Annotated in this window: 13 protein-coding genes and 2 pseudogenes; 2 read left to right on the forward strand and 13 right to left on the reverse strand. The window is 69.4% G+C overall.

The genetic code is table 11. The features are described 5' to 3' along the window. The first annotated feature begins 107 nt into the window (after window positions 1-107). Window positions 108-503, forward strand: coding sequence for a GNAT family N-acetyltransferase (locus tag AQJ84_RS38800; RefSeq protein WP_030042963.1), 396 nt, complete (start codon window positions 108-110; stop codon window positions 501-503). 417 nt (window positions 504-920) lie between these two features. On the opposite strand, the gene AQJ84_RS38805 is transcribed toward AQJ84_RS38800, so the two are convergent. The 12 genes and pseudogenes from AQJ84_RS38805 to AQJ84_RS44860 form a co-directional block, all read right to left on the reverse strand. After that, entirely contained in the window at window positions 921-4,466 is a 3,546-nt protein-coding gene (locus AQJ84_RS38805; protein WP_053190304.1) for a hypothetical protein, read from the reverse strand. Further along, window positions 4,463-7,192, reverse strand: coding sequence for a hypothetical protein (locus AQJ84_RS38810; RefSeq protein WP_030042960.1), 2,730 nt, complete (start codon window positions 7,190-7,192; stop codon window positions 4,463-4,465). Before AQJ84_RS38810 ends, AQJ84_RS38805 begins: the two co-directional genes overlap by 4 nt. A 116-nt stretch (window positions 7,193-7,308) precedes the next feature. After that, window positions 7,309-8,418, reverse strand: coding sequence for a hypothetical protein (locus AQJ84_RS38815; protein WP_053190305.1), 1,110 nt, complete (start codon window positions 8,416-8,418; stop codon window positions 7,309-7,311). 215 nt (window positions 8,419-8,633) lie between these two features. Beyond that, on the reverse strand, window positions 8,634-8,975 hold the full coding sequence (locus AQJ84_RS38820; protein ID WP_030042958.1) for a YbaY family lipoprotein: 342 nt from the start codon (window positions 8,973-8,975) through the stop codon (window positions 8,634-8,636). Next, window positions 8,972-9,964 (reverse strand): MvdC/MvdD family ATP grasp protein, encoded by a 993-nt coding sequence (locus AQJ84_RS38825; protein ID WP_051870134.1) that lies wholly within the window; start codon window positions 9,962-9,964, stop codon window positions 8,972-8,974. Before AQJ84_RS38825 ends, AQJ84_RS38820 begins: the two co-directional genes overlap by 4 nt. Next, entirely contained in the window at window positions 9,961-11,034 is a 1,074-nt protein-coding gene (locus AQJ84_RS38830) for a M12 family metallopeptidase (protein WP_051870133.1), read from the reverse strand. Before AQJ84_RS38830 ends, AQJ84_RS38825 begins: the two co-directional genes overlap by 4 nt. A 340-nt stretch (window positions 11,035-11,374) precedes the next feature. Next, the gene (locus tag AQJ84_RS38835) at window positions 11,375-11,623 is read right to left on the reverse strand and encodes a hypothetical protein (protein ID WP_030042955.1); all 249 of its coding nucleotides are present in this window, start codon (window positions 11,621-11,623) and stop codon (window positions 11,375-11,377) included. Further along, entirely contained in the window at window positions 11,620-12,954 is a 1,335-nt protein-coding gene (locus AQJ84_RS38840; protein WP_051870132.1) for a S8 family serine peptidase, read from the reverse strand. The genes AQJ84_RS38835 and AQJ84_RS38840 overlap by 4 nt, the downstream gene beginning before the upstream one ends. Window positions 12,955-13,027: 73 nt before the next feature. Beyond that, window positions 13,028-13,267, reverse strand: a complete 240-nt coding sequence (locus tag AQJ84_RS38845; RefSeq protein ID WP_030042953.1) for a carboxypeptidase-like regulatory domain-containing protein — start codon at window positions 13,265-13,267, stop codon at window positions 13,028-13,030. A gap of 83 nt (window positions 13,268-13,350) precedes the next feature. After that, on the reverse strand, window positions 13,351-14,259 hold the full coding sequence (locus AQJ84_RS38850) for a trypsin-like serine peptidase (protein ID WP_225889263.1): 909 nt from the start codon (window positions 14,257-14,259) through the stop codon (window positions 13,351-13,353). Between the two features lie 735 nt (window positions 14,260-14,994). Next, window positions 14,995-15,489, reverse strand: a pseudogene (locus AQJ84_RS38855) (LysR substrate-binding domain-containing protein); the annotation flags it as partial. Window positions 15,490-15,683: 194 nt separating this feature from the next. Next, window positions 15,684-15,770, reverse strand: a pseudogene (locus AQJ84_RS44860) (transposase family protein); the annotation flags it as partial. 323 nt (window positions 15,771-16,093) lie between these two features. Between AQJ84_RS44860 and AQJ84_RS38865 the strand changes: the two are divergent. Further along, window positions 16,094-16,303 (forward strand): DUF6207 family protein, encoded by a 210-nt coding sequence (locus AQJ84_RS38865; protein WP_030042951.1) that lies wholly within the window; start codon window positions 16,094-16,096, stop codon window positions 16,301-16,303. Between the two features lie 452 nt (window positions 16,304-16,755). Here AQJ84_RS38865 and AQJ84_RS38870 read toward each other — a convergent pair whose 3' ends face one another. Then, window positions 16,756-17,379: a TetR/AcrR family transcriptional regulator gene (locus tag AQJ84_RS38870; protein ID WP_053190306.1), complete on the reverse strand. Its 624-nt coding sequence runs from the start codon at window positions 17,377-17,379 to the stop codon at window positions 16,756-16,758. Window positions 17,380-17,519 lie beyond the last annotated feature (140 nt).

Genomic DNA, 17,519 nt, shown 5'->3' on the forward strand with positions numbered 1-17,519 from the left:
AGGCCGTTTCTGCCGGATCACCCTGCTGACCAGATGAAGACGGCCACGACCTGGAAACCGGCCAGACAGACGGCGGCATCCTCCTGCCCGGACACTGCGATCTAGGAGTGACGATCGAGTACGAGTGGCGGGGCGACTTCGACAACACCGCCCTCAACGCGCTGCATGCTGACGGCTTCGGCCACCCGGTCACTCAGACTGACTGGCGAGAACGACTTGTGCGCCACAGCCTCGGCTGGGTCTGCGCCTGGGAAGACGGCTCGCTGATCGGCTTCGTCAACGTGGTCTGGGACGGCGGAGTTCACGCCTTCATCCTGGACACGGTGGTCGCCCAGCATCGCAAACGGAGCGGTGTTGGAGGCGCGCTGGTCGCAGCTGCTGCTCACGAAGCTCGTGCCGCGAAGTGTGAGTGGCTCCACGTTGACTTCGAGGAGCACCTTCGTTCGTTCTACTTCGACGCCTGCGGCTTCCAGGAGACGACAGCCGGACTGATCGCCCTGTAGCACGGTGGGCCAGGTTCCGGGCCGGATACACAGAGTCAGAGGCAGTATCAGCAAGTCCTCGCCAGAGCTCTGACCCCATCTCAGACGTCACGGGGAGTGACTGCACCACAGGAAGTGGAACAGAGCCCGATCTCACCTACGCAGCCGGGCATCCGACCACGACTCTCGGGTGCGGCGCGTTCGACCCGGGCTCGCCACCTCCCTTGGTCACACGGAGGCCACGCCACCGGCGAGTCCCTCACCGCCTCAAGCCGGGGTCGGTACGAACGGTGTGGCGGTGTCCGTGGAGAACCGCATCGCGTAGCGGAACCGAACCCCAGGGCGTAACGGCCGCGAGGCGAATGAACCGTTCTTCACTACTCTCCACACCATCTGCGCAGAAGAGGTGAGTTGACGCGAGCGGGGAGGTGGAGCCCGTTACAACGGAGGCAGTAGCACCGTGTCGGTGAACACCGTCCGTTCGGTGACCTCCTCCGGTTTGCCGGAGTGCAGGAACCTCCCGGGCTGGGGCTCCTTGTTGGGGAGGAGTTCCACCTCGCGGACCCGCACCCGGTACGGGCCGGGGTCCACCCGCTTGAAGAACTCCGACTTCCACTCCTTGAGCGTCGGCGAGAGACCGACCCGCTTGGGCTCCGGCCGACGCAGGTCGGTGCTCTGCCACGCAGGCACGTCGGCCACGGTGTCGAATCCGACGAGGTCGACCTGGTCGGCCGTGAGACCGCCCGGCTGGGCGCAGCGCTCCAGGATCATGTCCACCCTGTTGACGGCGGGGGCGGGCGAGACGGAACCCCTCACCTTGACCTCGTATCGGTCGACGAGGCGTGTCACCTGCAACGACCGGTCCGGGAGGAGGGGTACCAGATCCGTGCGCACCACGGGGGACAGCAGGAGGCCGTCGAGGCTGTTCGGCTGGTACCGGGCGATGGCGAGTTGCACGAGGGCCAGGTTGAACGACGTGCTGTCCGCTCCCGTGAAGACCACGTCTGCGAGCCAGCGTTCCAGCTCCGAGTGGAACTCCGGCTGGTACGGCACGACGACCACGTCCGCGTCGGCCTCGTCGAGCCGCAGCCGCCTCTCCGATCCGACGGCACCAGTGAGGTGGCGGGCGAACGGCGCGCCCATGGGGATACCCCTGGTCGGGTAGAGAGGGTCGAGACCCGCCTGGGTGACGAAGGGTTTCAGCCCTTCCGTGGTGGCCTCGTCCTCGGGACGCACGACCACGGCCAGGAGTTCGCCGGTGCCGGTCGTGTTCCACGGCCGATCGAGGGCGATCTGCACGCGGTTGCCCAGACGCTCGTGGACGAGCGTGTGGCCGACCGCCTCGAGGTCCCCGCTCCGTTTCCACAGGAACGCCGGCCGGGTGGAGACGACCGCCGGAGGGGCGGGCCGAGCGGTACTGCGCACGACCACAGGTGCCAGCTGTCTCGTCACGGTGAAGTCGTCGGCGTTGCCGGAGTCGTGGAAGTAGTCACGGAAGCGGCTGACGGCCCGGAGGGTGTAGGTGACCGTGCGGTGGCGGGTGTCGCCGAACTCCTGCCGGAACAGTGTCGGCGGGCGTGCCGGTCCGTCCGCGGCGACGGTGAGGGTGTCGACCGGCACCTCGGTGACCTGGTGGGACACCTCGTCCACCTGGTCCCGCCAGCTCGCGGTGATCGCCAGTTGGGCCGTGCTCCTGGGGTCGAACACGTCGGACTGGGGCGCGAAGACAGCGAACGTCGAGTTCTGAGCGCGCTCGACGGTCAGGACGGTCTCCGGCGGCCTGAGCGGGTGCTGGACCGCGTGCACGAGGGCGAGGGTGCGGGCGGGCGTGACCAACGGGTGACGGCCCTGCCGGAGGGCGTTCACCGAGATCGGAGGCGGCGGGGGGTCGGCTGCCGTGAGCAGGGCGAAGTGGTCGACGATGTCCTCCTGGGGGAACGTCGACAGATCGAGCGTGATCCGTTCGGCAGGTGCGAGGCGGACCGCGAGTTGCTCGCCCTCCCAGTCGACCACCGGACGTCCGGTGGACGGGGCCGTCAGCCGCAGCGTCTTGGGTGCGAGGTCGGGCCAGCGCTCCTCCCAGGCCCTCGTGTGCATGGGGGCGTTCGGCTCCTTGGGGGCCGCGACGATCCCGCCGGCGGCCGGGTCGGGCAGGAACTGGTTGCTTTCGGACGCCGCATCCGGGGCCGCGGCGGCGAGTGCGCGACCGACCCACTCCCAGGTCACGCGGTCCGCCTCGGCGCCCTGCCCCAGGTCGAGCATCCCGTGCTGCTCGGCGACGGCCAGGCTGGAGCGCGGCGGACCCAGCACCCGCTCGTCGTTCAGGGAGTGATCCGTCAGCTCGGCGTACCGCCCGACGTCGAGGCCCATCAGGGGGTCACTGCGCACGACCACGTGCTCGACCGATTCCCCCGGACCGAGGTCGGCCGCGTCGGTCCCCTCCGGGAACGACACCTCAGGGGCGCAGATCGGCTCGTAGCGTCCGTAGAACTCGGGTGCCGTCGTGTGCCGTTCGGCAGCCGGGTCGTCAGGCCCGAGCCCGCCCCCCGCGACGTCCGCCACCCGTGCCCGCAGGGTGTAATGACGTCCGAAGCGCAGCCGGGGCAGCGTGCCCTCCTCAGCCTCGCAGGCCATGCTGATGCTCGTGCCCGGTGCGGGCGGTGGTGTCGGCCTGGGCGCGCCGTCGAACGTCGGACGGGGTACGGCGAGGCTCCAGCCCCGGAAGCCGGCCACGATCTCGTCGGCGTGCAGCCCGTTGCCGTCCTGGACCGCGGAGTTCGTCTTGAGGTGCCCCTCCTCGGGCAGATCCCCGCTCCCCTCGCCACCCGTGCCGAGGGCGGTGAAGTCCTCGGACAGGCCGCCGTCGGGGCGCCGCTCATGGACGCGATAGGTGGCCCTGCGCCGGTGCAGCGAGAACCATTCGTCCCCGCCGAGATTGGGAAGGACGTCGACGCGGTAGCCGAGAACCAGGTCGTCGGCGGTGAGGACGTCCGGCTCCGAGCCGAGCGTACGAGCTCCCGTTGCGCGCCGCTCCTCCATGTCCTCGCCCCTGCCGCGCAGCACCAGTTGGAGTCCGTCGGAGCGAAGAGCGGGCAGGGCGGGTGGCTCGCCCGGGCTCGTGGCCAGTGCGCGGGCGGCTTCGCGCATCCGCTGGGCGGCCACGTCCACGTCTATGGTGGCGACCTGCCAGCGTGGAACCCCGCTCCCGTCCCGCTGGTCGAGGGTGACCATGCCGCTGTCCACCCGGCTTGTGGCGGCCGGCCGGAAGTCGTCCCCGAACGCCGTGCGGGGAGACACGATCTCGGGCAGTCCGGCGGGACGGCCCGGCCACAGCACCCGCACCGTTCCGGCGGCCGGGTCGTCGGCCCCGCCGGGATCGAGCCGGAGCTCCAAGATCAGGCCCAGTGCCCGCAGCACCGCGGGATGTTCGCGCAGCAGCGACAACGTCCGGTTGAATCCCGGCCGGGCGGCCGGAGGACCGGCCACAGGGGCGGCGGTGCGCGACACCTCCGGGCCGAGCCAGTGGTCACTCCTCAGCGCGTCACGCACCTTGCCGGTGTAGTCCGGTGATTCGGCGGCGAGTTGGGTGGTGACCTCGGCCCTGGACGCCTCCTGGAAGGTACGTGCCACCTCGTCCAGGTCCTCGGACGTCGCGTACACGGTGAGCGGGTCGTCGGTCGGCCCGGCCGGCCGGACCTCGGCGCTCTCCACGGGCAGCCCCGCCACGAGCCGCTGCCAGACGCCTGGTTGGTCGTGCATGCGGGGTACCAGGTCGACCTGCCTGTCGGGAGCAGCCGGTGGTGCTGCACCCGGGGCGAACGTTTCGACCCGCACGGTGTCACCGGCCAGGGCGGTGGGTGGCCACTGGGCCATCCCGTGCTCGGCCGGGGTCCCGCCGGACAGTCTCGGCACGACGAGGACGCGCAGGAGGGGGCCGCCGTTCTCGAAACCACCCGGCACCGGAATCCACAGCATGTCACTCATGGCGCGAACGCCTTCCGGTAGCGTTGCCAGGCTTCGAAGCCCGACGCGTCTCGTTCGGCGACCGAGAGGTCGTCCATGCGTCCTTCGGGGGCACTGCCCCCGATCAGTTCGAACGTGCCACTGTCGATCGTCACCGTCTCCGAGTACAACGTCAGGTCCAGTTCGATCACGACGGTCGCGCGACCGAAGAGCCTCGGGGGGCCGTCGAGGTAGGTGAGCGAAACCCGCAGCTCGAGGGAGACGGTGATCAGGCCGAGCAGCTCCACACTGCCGCCGATCCGGATGAACGCCTCCAACTCCACATGACCGTCCGGATGGCGCTGGAAGCGCACCCCTCCCAGAGCGTGCACCTCGGCCTTTGCCACGACGAAGTCGAGGGCCAGCATCGCGCCGAACTCCAGGGAGATCTCCACCCGCGGTTCGTTGTCGCCCGAGATCTCGATGTCGGCGTACCCGCCGCCGCCGAAGGCGGAGATCGTGAGAGCGAACGGGTGCTCCCGGCTGGCGAAACCGAGCGACACGGTCACCGGCTTCTCCACGAAGGGAACGACCACCCTCATCCGCCCGGTCACGTTCTGCAGCACGAACACGCCGGCTGCCGCCTTCGGGATGCCGACCTCGTAGCCCACGGTGACGCCCGTGGTCGACACGCCGCTGGTCGGACCGTGCTCCCCGATGAGCTTCTCCAACTGCGTCTGCAGTTCTTGCAGAAGTTTCAGCGGACCGGCGAATTCGATCTTCGGGCTTTCTACGGTGACGGCCGGTGCGCGGCCTGCGGTGCGTCTGAACGTCACCGAGTCGAACGACAGCTTCACGAGCGGAGCCATCGGTGGCGGCGGCAGGACGAGGGCGAAGTTCTTCAGGGAGCAGGTCGTCACGGGTTCCAGCGCGCCGGGTGAGCCGGTGGCCGGCGCGCAGCCGGCGAACAGATCGAGTTCGGGCGGCGGACCGGTGGCTCTGGCCCGGAAGGCGCCGTGCGCCTTCAGCCTGAGCCCTTCCCACCGCATCTCCGTGAACAGTGAGTCGTTCGCCCGCCGCTGGACGATGGCGGGCGGTTTCGGCGCGAGCGTGGCGTCGATGAGGGAGGCGAGCGGGAAGCCGAACAGGGTGGCCCCGCCGAACGCCGAGTTCAGGGCGGCCCCCGGATCAGGGGCGCCCGGCAGCACTCCGGTCGGTACGGGCCCGAGTTCCCGGGAGATCCCGTCGGCGCTGAACCGGGGGGCGACCAGGCCGCCCGAGCGGTCGGCGTTCCGGGTGAAGTCGACCGGTACACCGGACGGCGTGTCGAAGAGGAACGGAACCTCCGGGACGGCGGCGCTCGCCTCGACGCCGGTTGACGGATCCGACTGCGAGCGCAACTGCGGCGCGTACCGCAGTGTCCGTGCCTGGTCGTGTGCACCGGGAAGCAGTGAGCGCAGGGCGGGCAGCACGGCGTCGAACCTCACGACATCCGGACGGTGGCCTCTGCCGTCGTCATCGCCGGAGAACGTGAGCGCGTGCACCTCCAGGACGTCTCCAGGCCTGTGTTCCGCGCCGACCATGTCGATGTGGGTGCCCGCGATGCGGGCCGTGGAGTGGGGCCGCCACTCTTCCAGAACGGCCGAGGAGGGGCCGGGACTTGTGTCACTGACGAAGACCAGCGGGAGGGAGAACCCGATGTCCGTGCTTCCGGAGCGGCAGCGGACCGGGAACCGCACGGGGGCGGCGGCGCCCCCGGGGAGGAACATCTGACGGTCCTGCGGTTCCACCGTGCCGCTGAGGGGGAATTCCCGTCCCAGAATCTCGACCTCGTCGAACGGGAAGGTCGGGGTGCGAGTCCCGTCGAGAAGCGGTCGGGTGATCACCAGCGTCCGTTTCTTGACGAGCCCCGCGACACAGCCGAGAGCCTGCGGGTTGTGCACGGGCACGAACTCCCGCGTTGTGACCTCTTGGTACACCGCTCGGAAGCCGAACGGCCACAGAGTTCCCTGCGCGGCGACATCCACCTTCTGATCGCGCCCGAGGACCGTCTCGTGGGTCCACGAGAGGGAAGGCCACGTTCCGGCGGCCGAGAGCGAGCCACCCAGCGAGGTCAGCTCGAGGCGGGTCGCCAGGGGCGCCGAGACGTTCTGGCCGGACGACACGATGTCCCGCCGCCACCCGTCCAGGGAAGGGCTCTGGAAGGGGCTCTCGGCGACGATGCCGCTGTCTGCGACGAATGAGGGCAGTATCGTCAGGCCCGCGTCACCGGGTGTCGCGTCACTCGCCCGCAGCGGCATGGACCACAGGGCCACCGTGCCCGACCCGGGTGCGATCACGGGCCGGTCCGTGTGTTCGGCCACCACCTCGGCGCCCTGGGTCCGCGCCAGCGGCGCCACTTTTAGTCCCCACGGAATCTCGATGGCCGAGGTCGGTTCGAGCCGCGCTCGGCCGTCGGCCAGCGCCCCGAGAATGCCGGCCGCGCTCAGCTCGATCACGGTCCCCGCGGGCACGCGGAACACCAGCTCGCCGGAACCGGACAGGCGCGAGGCGGTGTGCACGACACCGGCCGCCTGGAAGCCGGGGGCGGTCGGCTGTTCCAGGATCGCCTGCGGCGGAAGCCCCACGGTCACGGTTGCCTCGGGCCCCGTCGCCGCCAGGACGGGCCGGCCGGACGGATCCTGGTCACGGATCTCGAACCCCGACAACCGTGTGGCGAGGACCACCAGGTCGTCGGATCGCACGATCAGGAAACTCTGGGGTTCCATTGGTCATCACCCGCTTCGATGCCACGACTCGGCACCGGACTCCCGCGCCGGGCCCGCCTGGTTGCCCCTGCGCGCGACCGTGCCGGGCCATGTCGCGTCAGGTAGTGGTCCGTCGGCTACGTCGGCGCCAGGCCGTACCGCAGCGTTCCCCCGGCGATGTGTGCCACGTGGAGGCTCCCCACGCCGTCGACCTTCAGGTCGCTCCACGCGCCGCCGGCCTCCACGTCCTGGATGTCGAAGGTTCCGATGCCGGTACGCCTGGCGAACTTCAGTTGGCCGCCGGAACCGTAGACGACACAGATGTTCGCCGGGAAGCCGATGCCGCACGCCGAGTGGCGGCCGCCGACGTCGTCCACGTCACCCGCCACCACCTCGATCGCCGGCGACTCGGGGAAGTTGCCGAAGATGCAGACGTTGAGCGTGCGTCCTTGGGTCTCGTAGTAGGAGACGACGCTCTCCCCGGTGATGGAGTGCTCCATCGCCGGGAGTTCTCCGGAGACCTGGCCTCCGTGCAGGACCTGGATGTGCCAACTGTCCTCCTGCCCGACGAAATCGGTACCAGGACTCATCGTTCCGACGTGCAGCCGCCTGGCCGACGCCCCCGTGGGTGAGAGATCGTCGACGTAGGCGATCCGCAACGTCTCGTTCCTGCGGTCGAAGGTCAGTGCCGGGAACCACCCTGCCTCCGCCGTATTCCCCGGATCGACGACGTGGACGTTCTTCCTCCAGGTCGCGGGCTTGCCCGGGTCGCTCTTCGGCGGAGCCTTGGTCGCGTGCCACAGTTGCAGGCCCGACTGGTAGGCGAAGTGAGGCCTGTCCTTGAACGGATCCTCGCTGAAGACACCTGCGTTGACCCTCATGGAGGGAAAACGGATGCGGTCGGGGAACAGTCCCGCAGACGTGGGAACCTCCTCGAGATCCCACTGGGTCTCATGGGCCTTGCGTACCCCGTAGATCAGGTGATCCGTGGCTCTGCTCTGATAGGAGACATGCTCGTTGAGCCCGCTGTCGACGGCCAGACCGATGCGGTAGGCGTCGTGCGCCGCCGACTCCGAAGGCAGCCGTTCGCACTGCCACTCTGTCTCGCCCCTCCTGGCCAGCATGACGTCGCCGGACGGCGTCGTGTACGCGAGCAAGGGGTTGTCACTCGGGTCAAGAGTCAGGGAAACCTGCCCGTGAGCGGCGTTGGCGGGATCCACGACCTCGGTCTCGAATGTGGTCGCCATGATGGGTTCATCTCCCCAGGACAGGCACACCGACATGTGTGGGCGTGCCGCCCGTCGAAATGCGGTAATCCAGAAAGGAGTTGTACTTCACGCCCTGGGGCGGTCAACGCCGCGAGCATGTTCCGCGGCGAGGGGTGGGGGATTGCCTCCGGGCACGGTCCGCCACACCTTCCAGCCTGTCACCGCGACCGGAGCCCCGCAAACGCACCGGCCACTCACACGACACTGACCGGTGCCTCCAAGTCGTCCGCGGCGTCAGTCCGGACGGGCACGGCCCGGGTACTGAGAAGGTCACCCGACTCCACGGTGCCGCTTCCGGAGCGATCGATGTGGACGCGCAGTCCGTAGCGGGCCGAGGGATCCAGGCCGGGCACCTCCACACTGAAGGGAACGCGGCCTCCCGGTGACAGTTGGACGTTCGTCTGGACCTGCGCTCCGACCACTGTGGAAGGCGCGTCCGCCCGGGAGACGTCACGGACCTCGACCAGCAGGGACGCGGCCCTTCCCGCCGGTGCGTCGGGTGGCAGGGCCACCAGGCCCGTGACGGTACCTGTCATGACGTCCCCCCGCGCGCAGCCCTCACCCCCGGGTCCGAGGCGGACCCATGGCCGTCGAGGCGGGCCAGCAGCGCGGCGATCTCCGCGGTAATGGGCAGACCGGTCCGCTCCTCCGCGAACAACCATTGACCCGCCGGGTTCACCTCGAGGAAGACGTACTCGCCGTCCGGACGCCGCCGCAGGTCGACAGCCCCGTACACCAGGCCAAGGGCGCGCATGAAGCGGAGCAGTTGGCCGGTGACGGGCGAAGGCAGGGTCACCGGCCGCACGTGAGCCTCATGGATGACCATGCGCATGTCTGCGGGGTAGCTGGTCCGCGAGGCGTCGATCTCAGCGGTGAAGACACGATCACCCACCACGGTCACCCGTAGATCGACGCCCGGCACGTACTCCTGGAAGATGACAGGGGCATAGCGCACGGACTCCAAGGCCGCCAGATCCTCCGTGCGGACGAGCCGGGTTTCCCGCCATGCGTCGGCGGAGGCGATGAAGGCCTTGAAGACGGTGCGGCCGACGCCGGTCTCGCGGATGAAACCGCGGGCCCGTTCCGGCTCGTTGGTGACCAGGGTGCGAGGCAGGGTGAGCCCTGTGCGACGGGCGACTGCCCACTGGTAGGGCTTGTGATGGGCGGCCCAGTCCTTCGTGGGCGGATTGACCCAGGCACAGGGGAGCGCGTGGAACAGACCGTGCACCGCCTGGCCGGTCTCGCTGGTCGCGAAGCTCTGGTCCCGCGGAGTGCTCAACTCGCGAGCGAGGGTGAAGGGACGTACACGGCGCCACCACGCCGCGCGGCACTGGTCGAGCCTGACGTGGGCCGTCGGGGTCCGGACCGTGTGCACCGGCTCCCCCGCCGCGGCGTACTCGAGGCTGATCCCGCCGCGGGCGGGCAAGTCGGCCAGGTCGAGTCGGACCACCTCACGCCCGGCCGCCTCGAGCCGGCCCGTCACCGCCCGGGTGTGGTCCTCGTCGTGGGAAACGACCAGGATCATCGAGGCTGCCCGGGGCCACCGCCGTACCAGGTCCCCACCTGGGTCAGCAGGAGCTGGTGGCTCGCCTGGACCGCGGACAGACCCTGCTGCAGGTGGGCGACCATCTGCCCCAACTGCTCGAGTTGCTCGGCCACTCCATCCGGTCGGCCCGTCATCACCGGTGACCGGTGGGGCGTGGCCAGAACGAACGGAGCGGCGGGCGCCTGCGGGCTCATGAGGTCCAGTCCCGGAATCTTGGGCGGCCCTTCGGACACCGGGTCCTTCGTCACCTCCTTGAAGGTGGCATCGACCCCGGGATCCTTTCCCACCTCCTTTTGCGTGGGAGGCACGGGGGCCGGGTACATCATGTGGACTCCGTCGACGTCGCCCTGCGACAGTCCTGTGCGCTGGCCCATCGTGACGCCGGGCGGGAGCGGCACGCGCGGGACGACGGTCGGCTGGCTCTGGTCGATCGCGAAGGCCGTCGCCGGGTAGTGCATGATCGAGCCGAAGTCGTACGGCCCGAGGTCGTCGCCGTCCGCGATCTGTTGCAGGAAGTTGTGCTGCATGTCCGGCTCGATGTTCGCGAACACGATCATGACGTGCTGGTCCCGGTCCTCGCGACTCTGCTCGTGCCACAGGCCCACGGTATGGCCGATCTCGTGAATCGCGTTTCCCGTCGAGCAGTTGGGGCCCAGTGTGATGTGCTGCTCACCGCCGTGGCGGCCCACGCGCGAAGAGCATCCGTTGCCCGGAACGAAGCGCACGTAGTCCGGGAACTGAGCCGAGTTGGCCGTGGTCCGTTCAACGAACCGCATGCGGGTACGAGCATGCCAGTGCGCGATCGCGTCCGTGACCCGCTCGGGCCGGGGCAGACCGGGATCGATCTCGAACGGCACCGTCGCGTTGGGCCAGCGACGCGCTTCCCCTTCCTCGAACGGCACGATCCCGATCGACGAGACCGCCAGCCCGCTGTCGGCCTCCCCCGCCGCCCCTTCCACGAAGCCGAGCACGATGTCGCCTTCGAACATCGCGAGCCCGTCCACCTCGGCATAGCGGAGAGCCTTGGCGTGAAAGGTCGCGCCGTTCACCAGCGCGGTTCCCGCGATGGGCCCTGACCGGAGCTCACCACTCCCCTCGCTTTTGCGAGAGGGCGCGGCCTTGCGAGTTTGCTGCTTCCCGGCAGAGGCCGTCTTCTTGGCAGCCGTTCTGCTTCGGGCCGGGGCCTTCCGCGTCCGGCGGGGGGAATCCGAGGGCTCAGCGTTCATGGAAACCTCTGCTGCGGTGAGGGAGAGAAGCGGGGCAGAAAACACCCGTGCTGTCAGTATCCGCACCTCCCCCGGCGTGCCGCTCGCTCAGTGCGCCCGCGCGAGGGACGGCCCGCCTGACGCCGCGGACGACTGCGTCGGTCGCGTCCGTGCCCCGCACGCGTCACTGGATCGGTGAGTCGGGGCGCGGGAGCCGCGCGGTGCGCTCGCGGTCGACGAAGTTGACGCCGTCGACCGCATCGAGGGCGCCGATCCGGTCCTCCGCGACGGTGCCGGAGAGCGTGCCGAGGACCCGTTGCTCGCTCGTGACTGTCAGGCCGGCCCGCCGCAGGCCCTCGACCGCTTCCGTGAAGCGGTCGGGGTCGACCGCCACGACGACCCCGACCGGCGTGGGCCCGGACGTCCCCTTCACGGTGCCTGCAGCAGGCCCGCGCCGATGTCGGCGGCCGGCTGTCCCAGCGGGAACGCGCCGGCGACCAGAGCGGCCGAGAGATCGGCCGCGGAGGCGTCGGGATGCGCCTGGGCGAGCAGGGCGACGACGCCCGCCACATGCGGTGTCGCCATGCTGGTCCCGTTCATGGCCCGGTAACCGCCGCCGGGGGCGGCCGAGCGCACCTGCCAGCCGGGCGCGGCGATGTTGATCTCGCCACCCTGGCCGTTGACAGTCCCGTTGGAGAAGTGCGCGGCTGCGAGCGCCGGGTCGAGCGCGGCCACCGAGAGGATGGAGGGACAGTTGGCCGGCCGGCTCACCGGGGCGGTCCTGACGGGCCTGCGGCTGTCGTTTCCCGCTGCGGCGACGATCACCGTGCCGAGAGCGAGAGCGCGCACGGCCAGCGTCTCGTACGTCTGCGGGAAGAGCTCGCCCGGCCGCACCCGCGAGCCGAGCGACATGGATATCACCCGGGCTCCGTGGGAGACGGCCCAGGCCATGCCCGCGAGGATCTGGCCGTCCGGCCCGTTGCCCATGTTGTCGAGCACCTTCGCCGCGAGGATCCGGGCCTCGGGGGCCACGCCGTAGCGGGGGCCCTGCTGGGGGTCTGCCGGGCCGGCCACGGTGCCGATGCAGTGCGTGCCGTGGCCGTGGACGTCCTCCACGGTCTCGCCGGGCACGAAGGACTCCGTCGCCTCCAGATGCCCGGCGAGGTCCGGATGGTCGGTGTCCACACCGGTGTCCAGTACGGCGACCTTCACACCGTCCCCGGTCAGCTGGGACAGATGGGCCCGGATGGCCTGCAGACCCCAGGTGTATCCGTCCTCGATCCAGGACGGGCCCTGTACCGCTGCCGTTTCGGCCCTGGTGTGACGGGCGATCACGTCCTCGTCGCTGCGGAACGCCGGGAAGAACTCGGTCGGCGCCTGCTGGGGCGTGGTGATGGGGAGCGCGTGAACCATCCGCTCCGGTTCCGCCGTGACGATCGACGGCTCGGCCTCGGCGGTGGTCACCAGCGCGTGGCGCTGCTCGGGCCTGACCTCGACGACCGCCGCGCTGAGATCCTCGAAGAGCACCGAGACGTCGGGGCGTTCCAGGAGTTCGGCGACGTTCCCCGACTCGGTGCCCGTGACGCGCTCGAGCGGCGCGATACCGGCGGCGGAACTCAGCGCACTGACTCCGCTCTCCTGACTACTCGGATCGAACAGGACGACATACCGGCCGGTGTACTCGGAGTCATGACCCAGGACGGTGCCGTTGGGACGGCTGGGCTGCTCGCCGAAGCCGTATGTGCCCACGGGGTCGTTGACCATTGTCGTTCACCCTTTCTTCTGTTGTTCCTCCGGCAGGGCGGGGGATGCGGAACGAAGGCGTGCGGTCCGCCGCTCACACGTCGCCGACGTGGAATTCGACCCGGACCGGTTCCGCGGGGACGGCGCGTGCCGAGACCTGCCAGACCGTGTCGTCGGGCGCCCGACACATGAGCGTGTAGACGCCCTTCACCGGCACCGCGAAGGAGAAGCGGCCGTCCTCGCCGGTCAGGGCTGCGACATCCGGGAATGGGCCAGGCCCGTCGGCGAGGTGGACGGTCGCACCCGCGACCGGAGTGCCGACGCTGTCGAGCACGATTCCGTTGATGAGGCAACGTCCACCGCCGCCCGATTCCCTCGTACTCCGTCCGCGTGACGGCCCGGGGCGCCTGTGCGCCCTCATGCCTTCCAGGCCACGAGATTGTCGTACACCTGCTTGGTGATGCGCGTCCCGGAGTTCGTGGTGGTACCGCCGTACGCGTGGATGGCGAAGCCGTAGCGCTTTCCGTCGAGTTCGCGATAAACGGCGCTGCCGCTCTGTCCGCCGGCGGTGTCGATGTCGTAGTGGACCTTCAGCGTGTTGACCGAATTGATTCCGCGCGCCGCGTACCACTGGGTGCCGGACGGTGTGTCGCCGGGGTAGCCGGAAATGTTCCCCACCGTGCTCAGCAATTCCGCATCCGGCCAGATGCCGAAGCCGAACCACCCCGTTTTCGCGCCCAGTTGGGTCGGAACGCTGATCGCCCCGTAGTCGTAGTTCTGATCACCGGACTCGAGCCAGCCCTTAACGGACCGGAAGCTGGTGCTGGTGACGGAGCCGTACGGCAGGGTCGCGCCGTTGCGGCCGGGCATGACTTGGATGTCTCTCACCCAGCCGTCGCGTCCGGGGACACCACTGTTCTTGATGTACACCACGTGCCCCGCGGTGATCAGCGTGTTCGGTCCGATGAACCAACCGGTGCCGATCCAGTGGGAGTTGTCGGCGGCCGTGACGAGCAGGGAACAGTGGACGCGCCACGGGTAGGTCGCTGTGTCCGTGATCTGTGCACGGTCGTCGGGGAGGTGGACGGTCTCGACCGACGCGCCGTCGCCTCCGAAGGAGGCCGCGCCGATGTCCGGCAGAGAAGTGGACAGCGGTACCTCCTCATCCGCCTGCACACCGGCGGGAGTGGCACGGACGTAACCGCTCACCTTCTCCGACCCGTCCGGGGTCAGATTGCTTCCAGAGCTCGATTCTCCATCGGAGGGCTCTTGGTAAACAGTCTGCTCCTGGGGGGCATTCAGCGTTTCGCCGAGCTGGTTGGACACTGAGGCATGGGGATCGTGTGTCATGGGAATTCCCTGAAGAGAATGTTCAGACGCAGACAGACGAGCGGCGCGGGTTTCCAGCAATCGCCGTCTTGGCATCCCCCTCTTCTCATGTAACGCTCGAAACGCCATGATCACCACTTGGGTGCAATACCGGATGCCGACGTCCCCCGCAACCGCGATCACGCAAGGGCGGGACCTCGACGTCCTGACGGCATCGGAACCCAGTGAGCGTTTTCGGCGTGGCCATTCATCGGGTGACGGGGTCCACAACGTACGAGGCTCCTGTGGCACGTTCTCGGTCCACCGCCTTGCACAAGACGCTCGAGAAAACATCGCCAAGGCCCTCGACTGGGCCTCGGCGATTCCGACGGGAAACCACTGGTGCTCAACTACGCCCTGACCCGCGCCCAAAACCCCGCCGCTCGCTGCCTGCTCCAGCCACGCCTCGCCCGCACCCTCGCCCGCACAGGGCGACAGGAGCGAACGGCGTGCCGCGCTGCGTGCCCTCGCCGCGGCGGAGTACACCTGGGCGACGCCGGCACCGACCGGTCTGCCTGGTGCGCCTGGGTATCCGAAGCCGATCTCGCCGTGGACTCCGGCCAGGCCCTCCTGGACCTCGGCGACACAGGCCGCGCCCACCGCCTCATCAGGACCCGCCGCCTCACCCACGAATCGCCCCCGAAGTGGCGTGACAGCTAAGCCGAATGAAAAGGACAGCCGAGAAGCAGACCCTCACTCAGAGGGGGTGAACAAGGCCTGGAGGGTTCGGGTGGCTGTTTCGCGCAGCCAGGCGTGGGCGGGGTCGTTGTCGTGGCGCTGGTGCCAGAGCATGTACAGGGGTACTTCGGGCAGGTCGAGCGGCAGCGGCAGTGTAGTCAGGCCGAGCTGGTGGCGGGCGGAGCGGGTGGCCGCGTCGGGGAAGGTGACCACGAGCTCGGTTTCGCGGGCGAGTTGCAGTGCGGTGGCCGTGGTGGGGGCGGAGGCGATGACGCGGCGCTCGTGACCGAGTGCGGTCAGTGCGTCGTCGATTCGGTCATGGAGGCGACCGCGCCGGGAGACGGTGAGGTGATCGGCCGCCGCGTACCTCTCGGCGGTCACGGGCTGTTCGGGGGTGTCGTCGCCGGGCTCGGCGGTCAGCCGCAGCTGCACCCCGGGGGCCGGGCGGTGCACTGCGGCGATCAGGGCGGTCCCTCAGGTGGTGGCGAGGGCGTCGTGCCAGCGGACGGTCCGGGGCGTTCTGCGTCCAACGGCGGGCCGGCGGACCCGGATCTCGGTTCCGTCGACGATGCCGGTCTTCCCGCTCGCGCCGAGGTGGTTGACGACCTCGGCCAGGACCGCAGCCGCACGTCGCGGGTGACGGTGCAGCCTCGCTCGGCGAGCAGGGGCCGCACCTCGTTGACGGCCCGGGTGATCGCGGAGCGGTCCGCGCCCAACCAGCAGGCCAGCACGTCGTGGGTGACCCCGTGGCGAAGATGGACAAGCGTGGCCAGCAGTCGGTCGACGAACACCAGCCGGTGCTTCGCACTGGCACCCAAGGCCCGCTTCCGCGGCCGGGAGGCCAGCCTGGCTTGGTGACGCTCGTGCCACAACGGCCCGATCTCGCCGACGAGTTCGGCAATCACTCCGGCCGTCTGGCCCGTGATCCGCCGGTTGCTGATGATCACTGCACGAGTCGCGTTCCCCACCACCCGACCATGATCAACCATCAAGGCCTCGACGTCTCACCGCCAACCGTGCACGAGCTCGTTAGCCACCGGCCCACCGCGTACCCGGGCGGGTGAAGCCCGCCCGGGCGCAGAACCTTCTCCGGGCGCCGCACGTCGTGCTGTGCATGGAGCCGATCAGCGAAGCGCACGTGGCGCAGCCGGGGCTGGCCGTGGTGGAGATCGCGGCGTGTGATGACAAGACCGTCCTCGCCGTCCAGGGGCTGCTGGCGACGCGGTGGGCGACCGCGACGGCGGACCATAGGACCCGGGTAGCGGGTGAGCCTGGCGTCAGGCTGCGCTGCTATCTGAACGTGCGCCAGGAGCTGCCCTCGTAGCCGGACCATGTGCCGGGCGTCGCCGACCATAACCCCGACCACAGCAGGTCAGCGCACTGTGGCACCCTGCTCGGTCCCGCACCGTCGGGCTTGTGGCCGGGCCTGCACGAGGTGCTTTCGGATTGCGGACGCGCGGTCTGGGTGGAAGGCATGGGGGTGTGACGTGGACGCTGCCGGAGCCGATGCTCGCTGCCTCTGCCCCCGATCCGGTGCTGCTGCCGGGGTGCGCGGGCGAGCCGAAGTTATGGACAGGGGTTGCGGCTGTCCGTTGTCCGCACTGCCGAACTGCCGGACTGCCGGACTGCCGGACTGGCTGTTCTTGCCGAGTTGCGCGGCGCGGATCGCGGCGACGTACCCGCTCGAGCCGGCACCGAGGACGATGACGTCGTAGTGCGCGCCCCTGACGTGCCCCCTTCCAGGGTGTTCGATGGTTGGCTCGTGGAGGCGAGTGGTCATGCCGCGCGGCGGTGGGGCGCCAGGGTGGCCTGGATCTGGTCGCGGATGTCGGCGAGGAGGGCTTCGTCGCTCCGGTGCAGGTACAGGGTGGCGGTGGTGCTGATGTGGATGATCGTGGTGATCACTCGCGCCAGCGTTGCCGCGTCGGCGGCATCGATGTGCGCGTCGCGGGTGAGCAGGCCGGTGATGCCGACCTCGAAGCGGCCGGCCAGGGCCAGACCCGCTTGCCGGTAGGGCTCGGCCGGGTCGCCGAAAACGAGTTCGTGCAGGTATGTGCGGCCGTTCTCGGTGTGTTCCCTCAGGCACTCCACCACGGGACGGATGAGAGCGATGACGGGCTCCAGTACGCCCTGTCCGACGGTGGCGTTCGCGGCGGCGAGGCCGACGTCGATGGCGGCGGCGAACTTCTCGTTCTGCACCATGATCAGCAACTCGGCCTTCGTGGACGCGTAGAGGTAGAGGGTGCCGATCGCGACGTCGGCCCGGTGGGCGATCTGCCGTGTCGTGACCCCGCTGACGCCGTGTTCGGCGAACAGTTCGCGGGCTGCGGTCATGATCCGCTCACGCTTGGCCTGCTTGGCCCGCTCGCGGCGCCCGATCGGCATGTGACCGCGTCCCATGGGACCTCCTTGACAATAATTCTGAGCCGACTCATAATTGAGTGTACTCGGGTTGAGGGAGTGAGGCGAGGCCCCAGATGTCACGCCGAATTGGCTGATCTTGCCTCACGCCTGGATAAATAGGATGAAGAGAAGGAGTG

This window comes from Streptomyces resistomycificus (genome assembly GCF_001514265.1).
Taxonomy (GTDB): Bacteria; Actinomycetota; Actinomycetes; order Streptomycetales; family Streptomycetaceae; genus Streptomyces; species Streptomyces resistomycificus.

What these genes read in the sequence shown, in the direction of transcription:
- AQJ84_RS38805 (WP_053190304.1), bottom strand. Translation starts at nt 4,466, where the DNA reads ATGAGTGACATGCTGTGGATTCCGGTGCCGGGTGGTTTCGAGAACGGC.
- AQJ84_RS38810 (WP_030042960.1), bottom strand. Translation starts at nt 7,192, where the DNA reads ATGGAACCCCAGAGTTTCCTGATCGTGCGATCCGACGACCTGGTGGTC.
- AQJ84_RS38815 (WP_053190305.1), bottom strand. Translation starts at nt 8,418, where the DNA reads ATGGCGACCACATTCGAGACCGAGGTCGTGGATCCCGCCAACGCCGCT.
- AQJ84_RS38820 (WP_030042958.1), bottom strand. Translation starts at nt 8,975, where the DNA reads ATGACAGGTACCGTCACGGGCCTGGTGGCCCTGCCACCCGACGCACCG.
- AQJ84_RS38825 (WP_051870134.1), bottom strand. Translation starts at nt 9,964, where the DNA reads ATGATCCTGGTCGTTTCCCACGACGAGGACCACACCCGGGCGGTGACG.
- AQJ84_RS38840 (WP_051870132.1), bottom strand. Translation starts at nt 12,954, where the DNA reads ATGGTCAACGACCCCGTGGGCACATACGGCTTCGGCGAGCAGCCCAGC.
- AQJ84_RS38865 (WP_030042951.1), top strand. Translation starts at nt 16,094, where the DNA reads ATGGAGCCGATCAGCGAAGCGCACGTGGCGCAGCCGGGGCTGGCCGTG.
- AQJ84_RS38870 (WP_053190306.1), bottom strand. Translation starts at nt 17,379, where the DNA reads ATGGGACGCGGTCACATGCCGATCGGGCGCCGCGAGCGGGCCAAGCAG.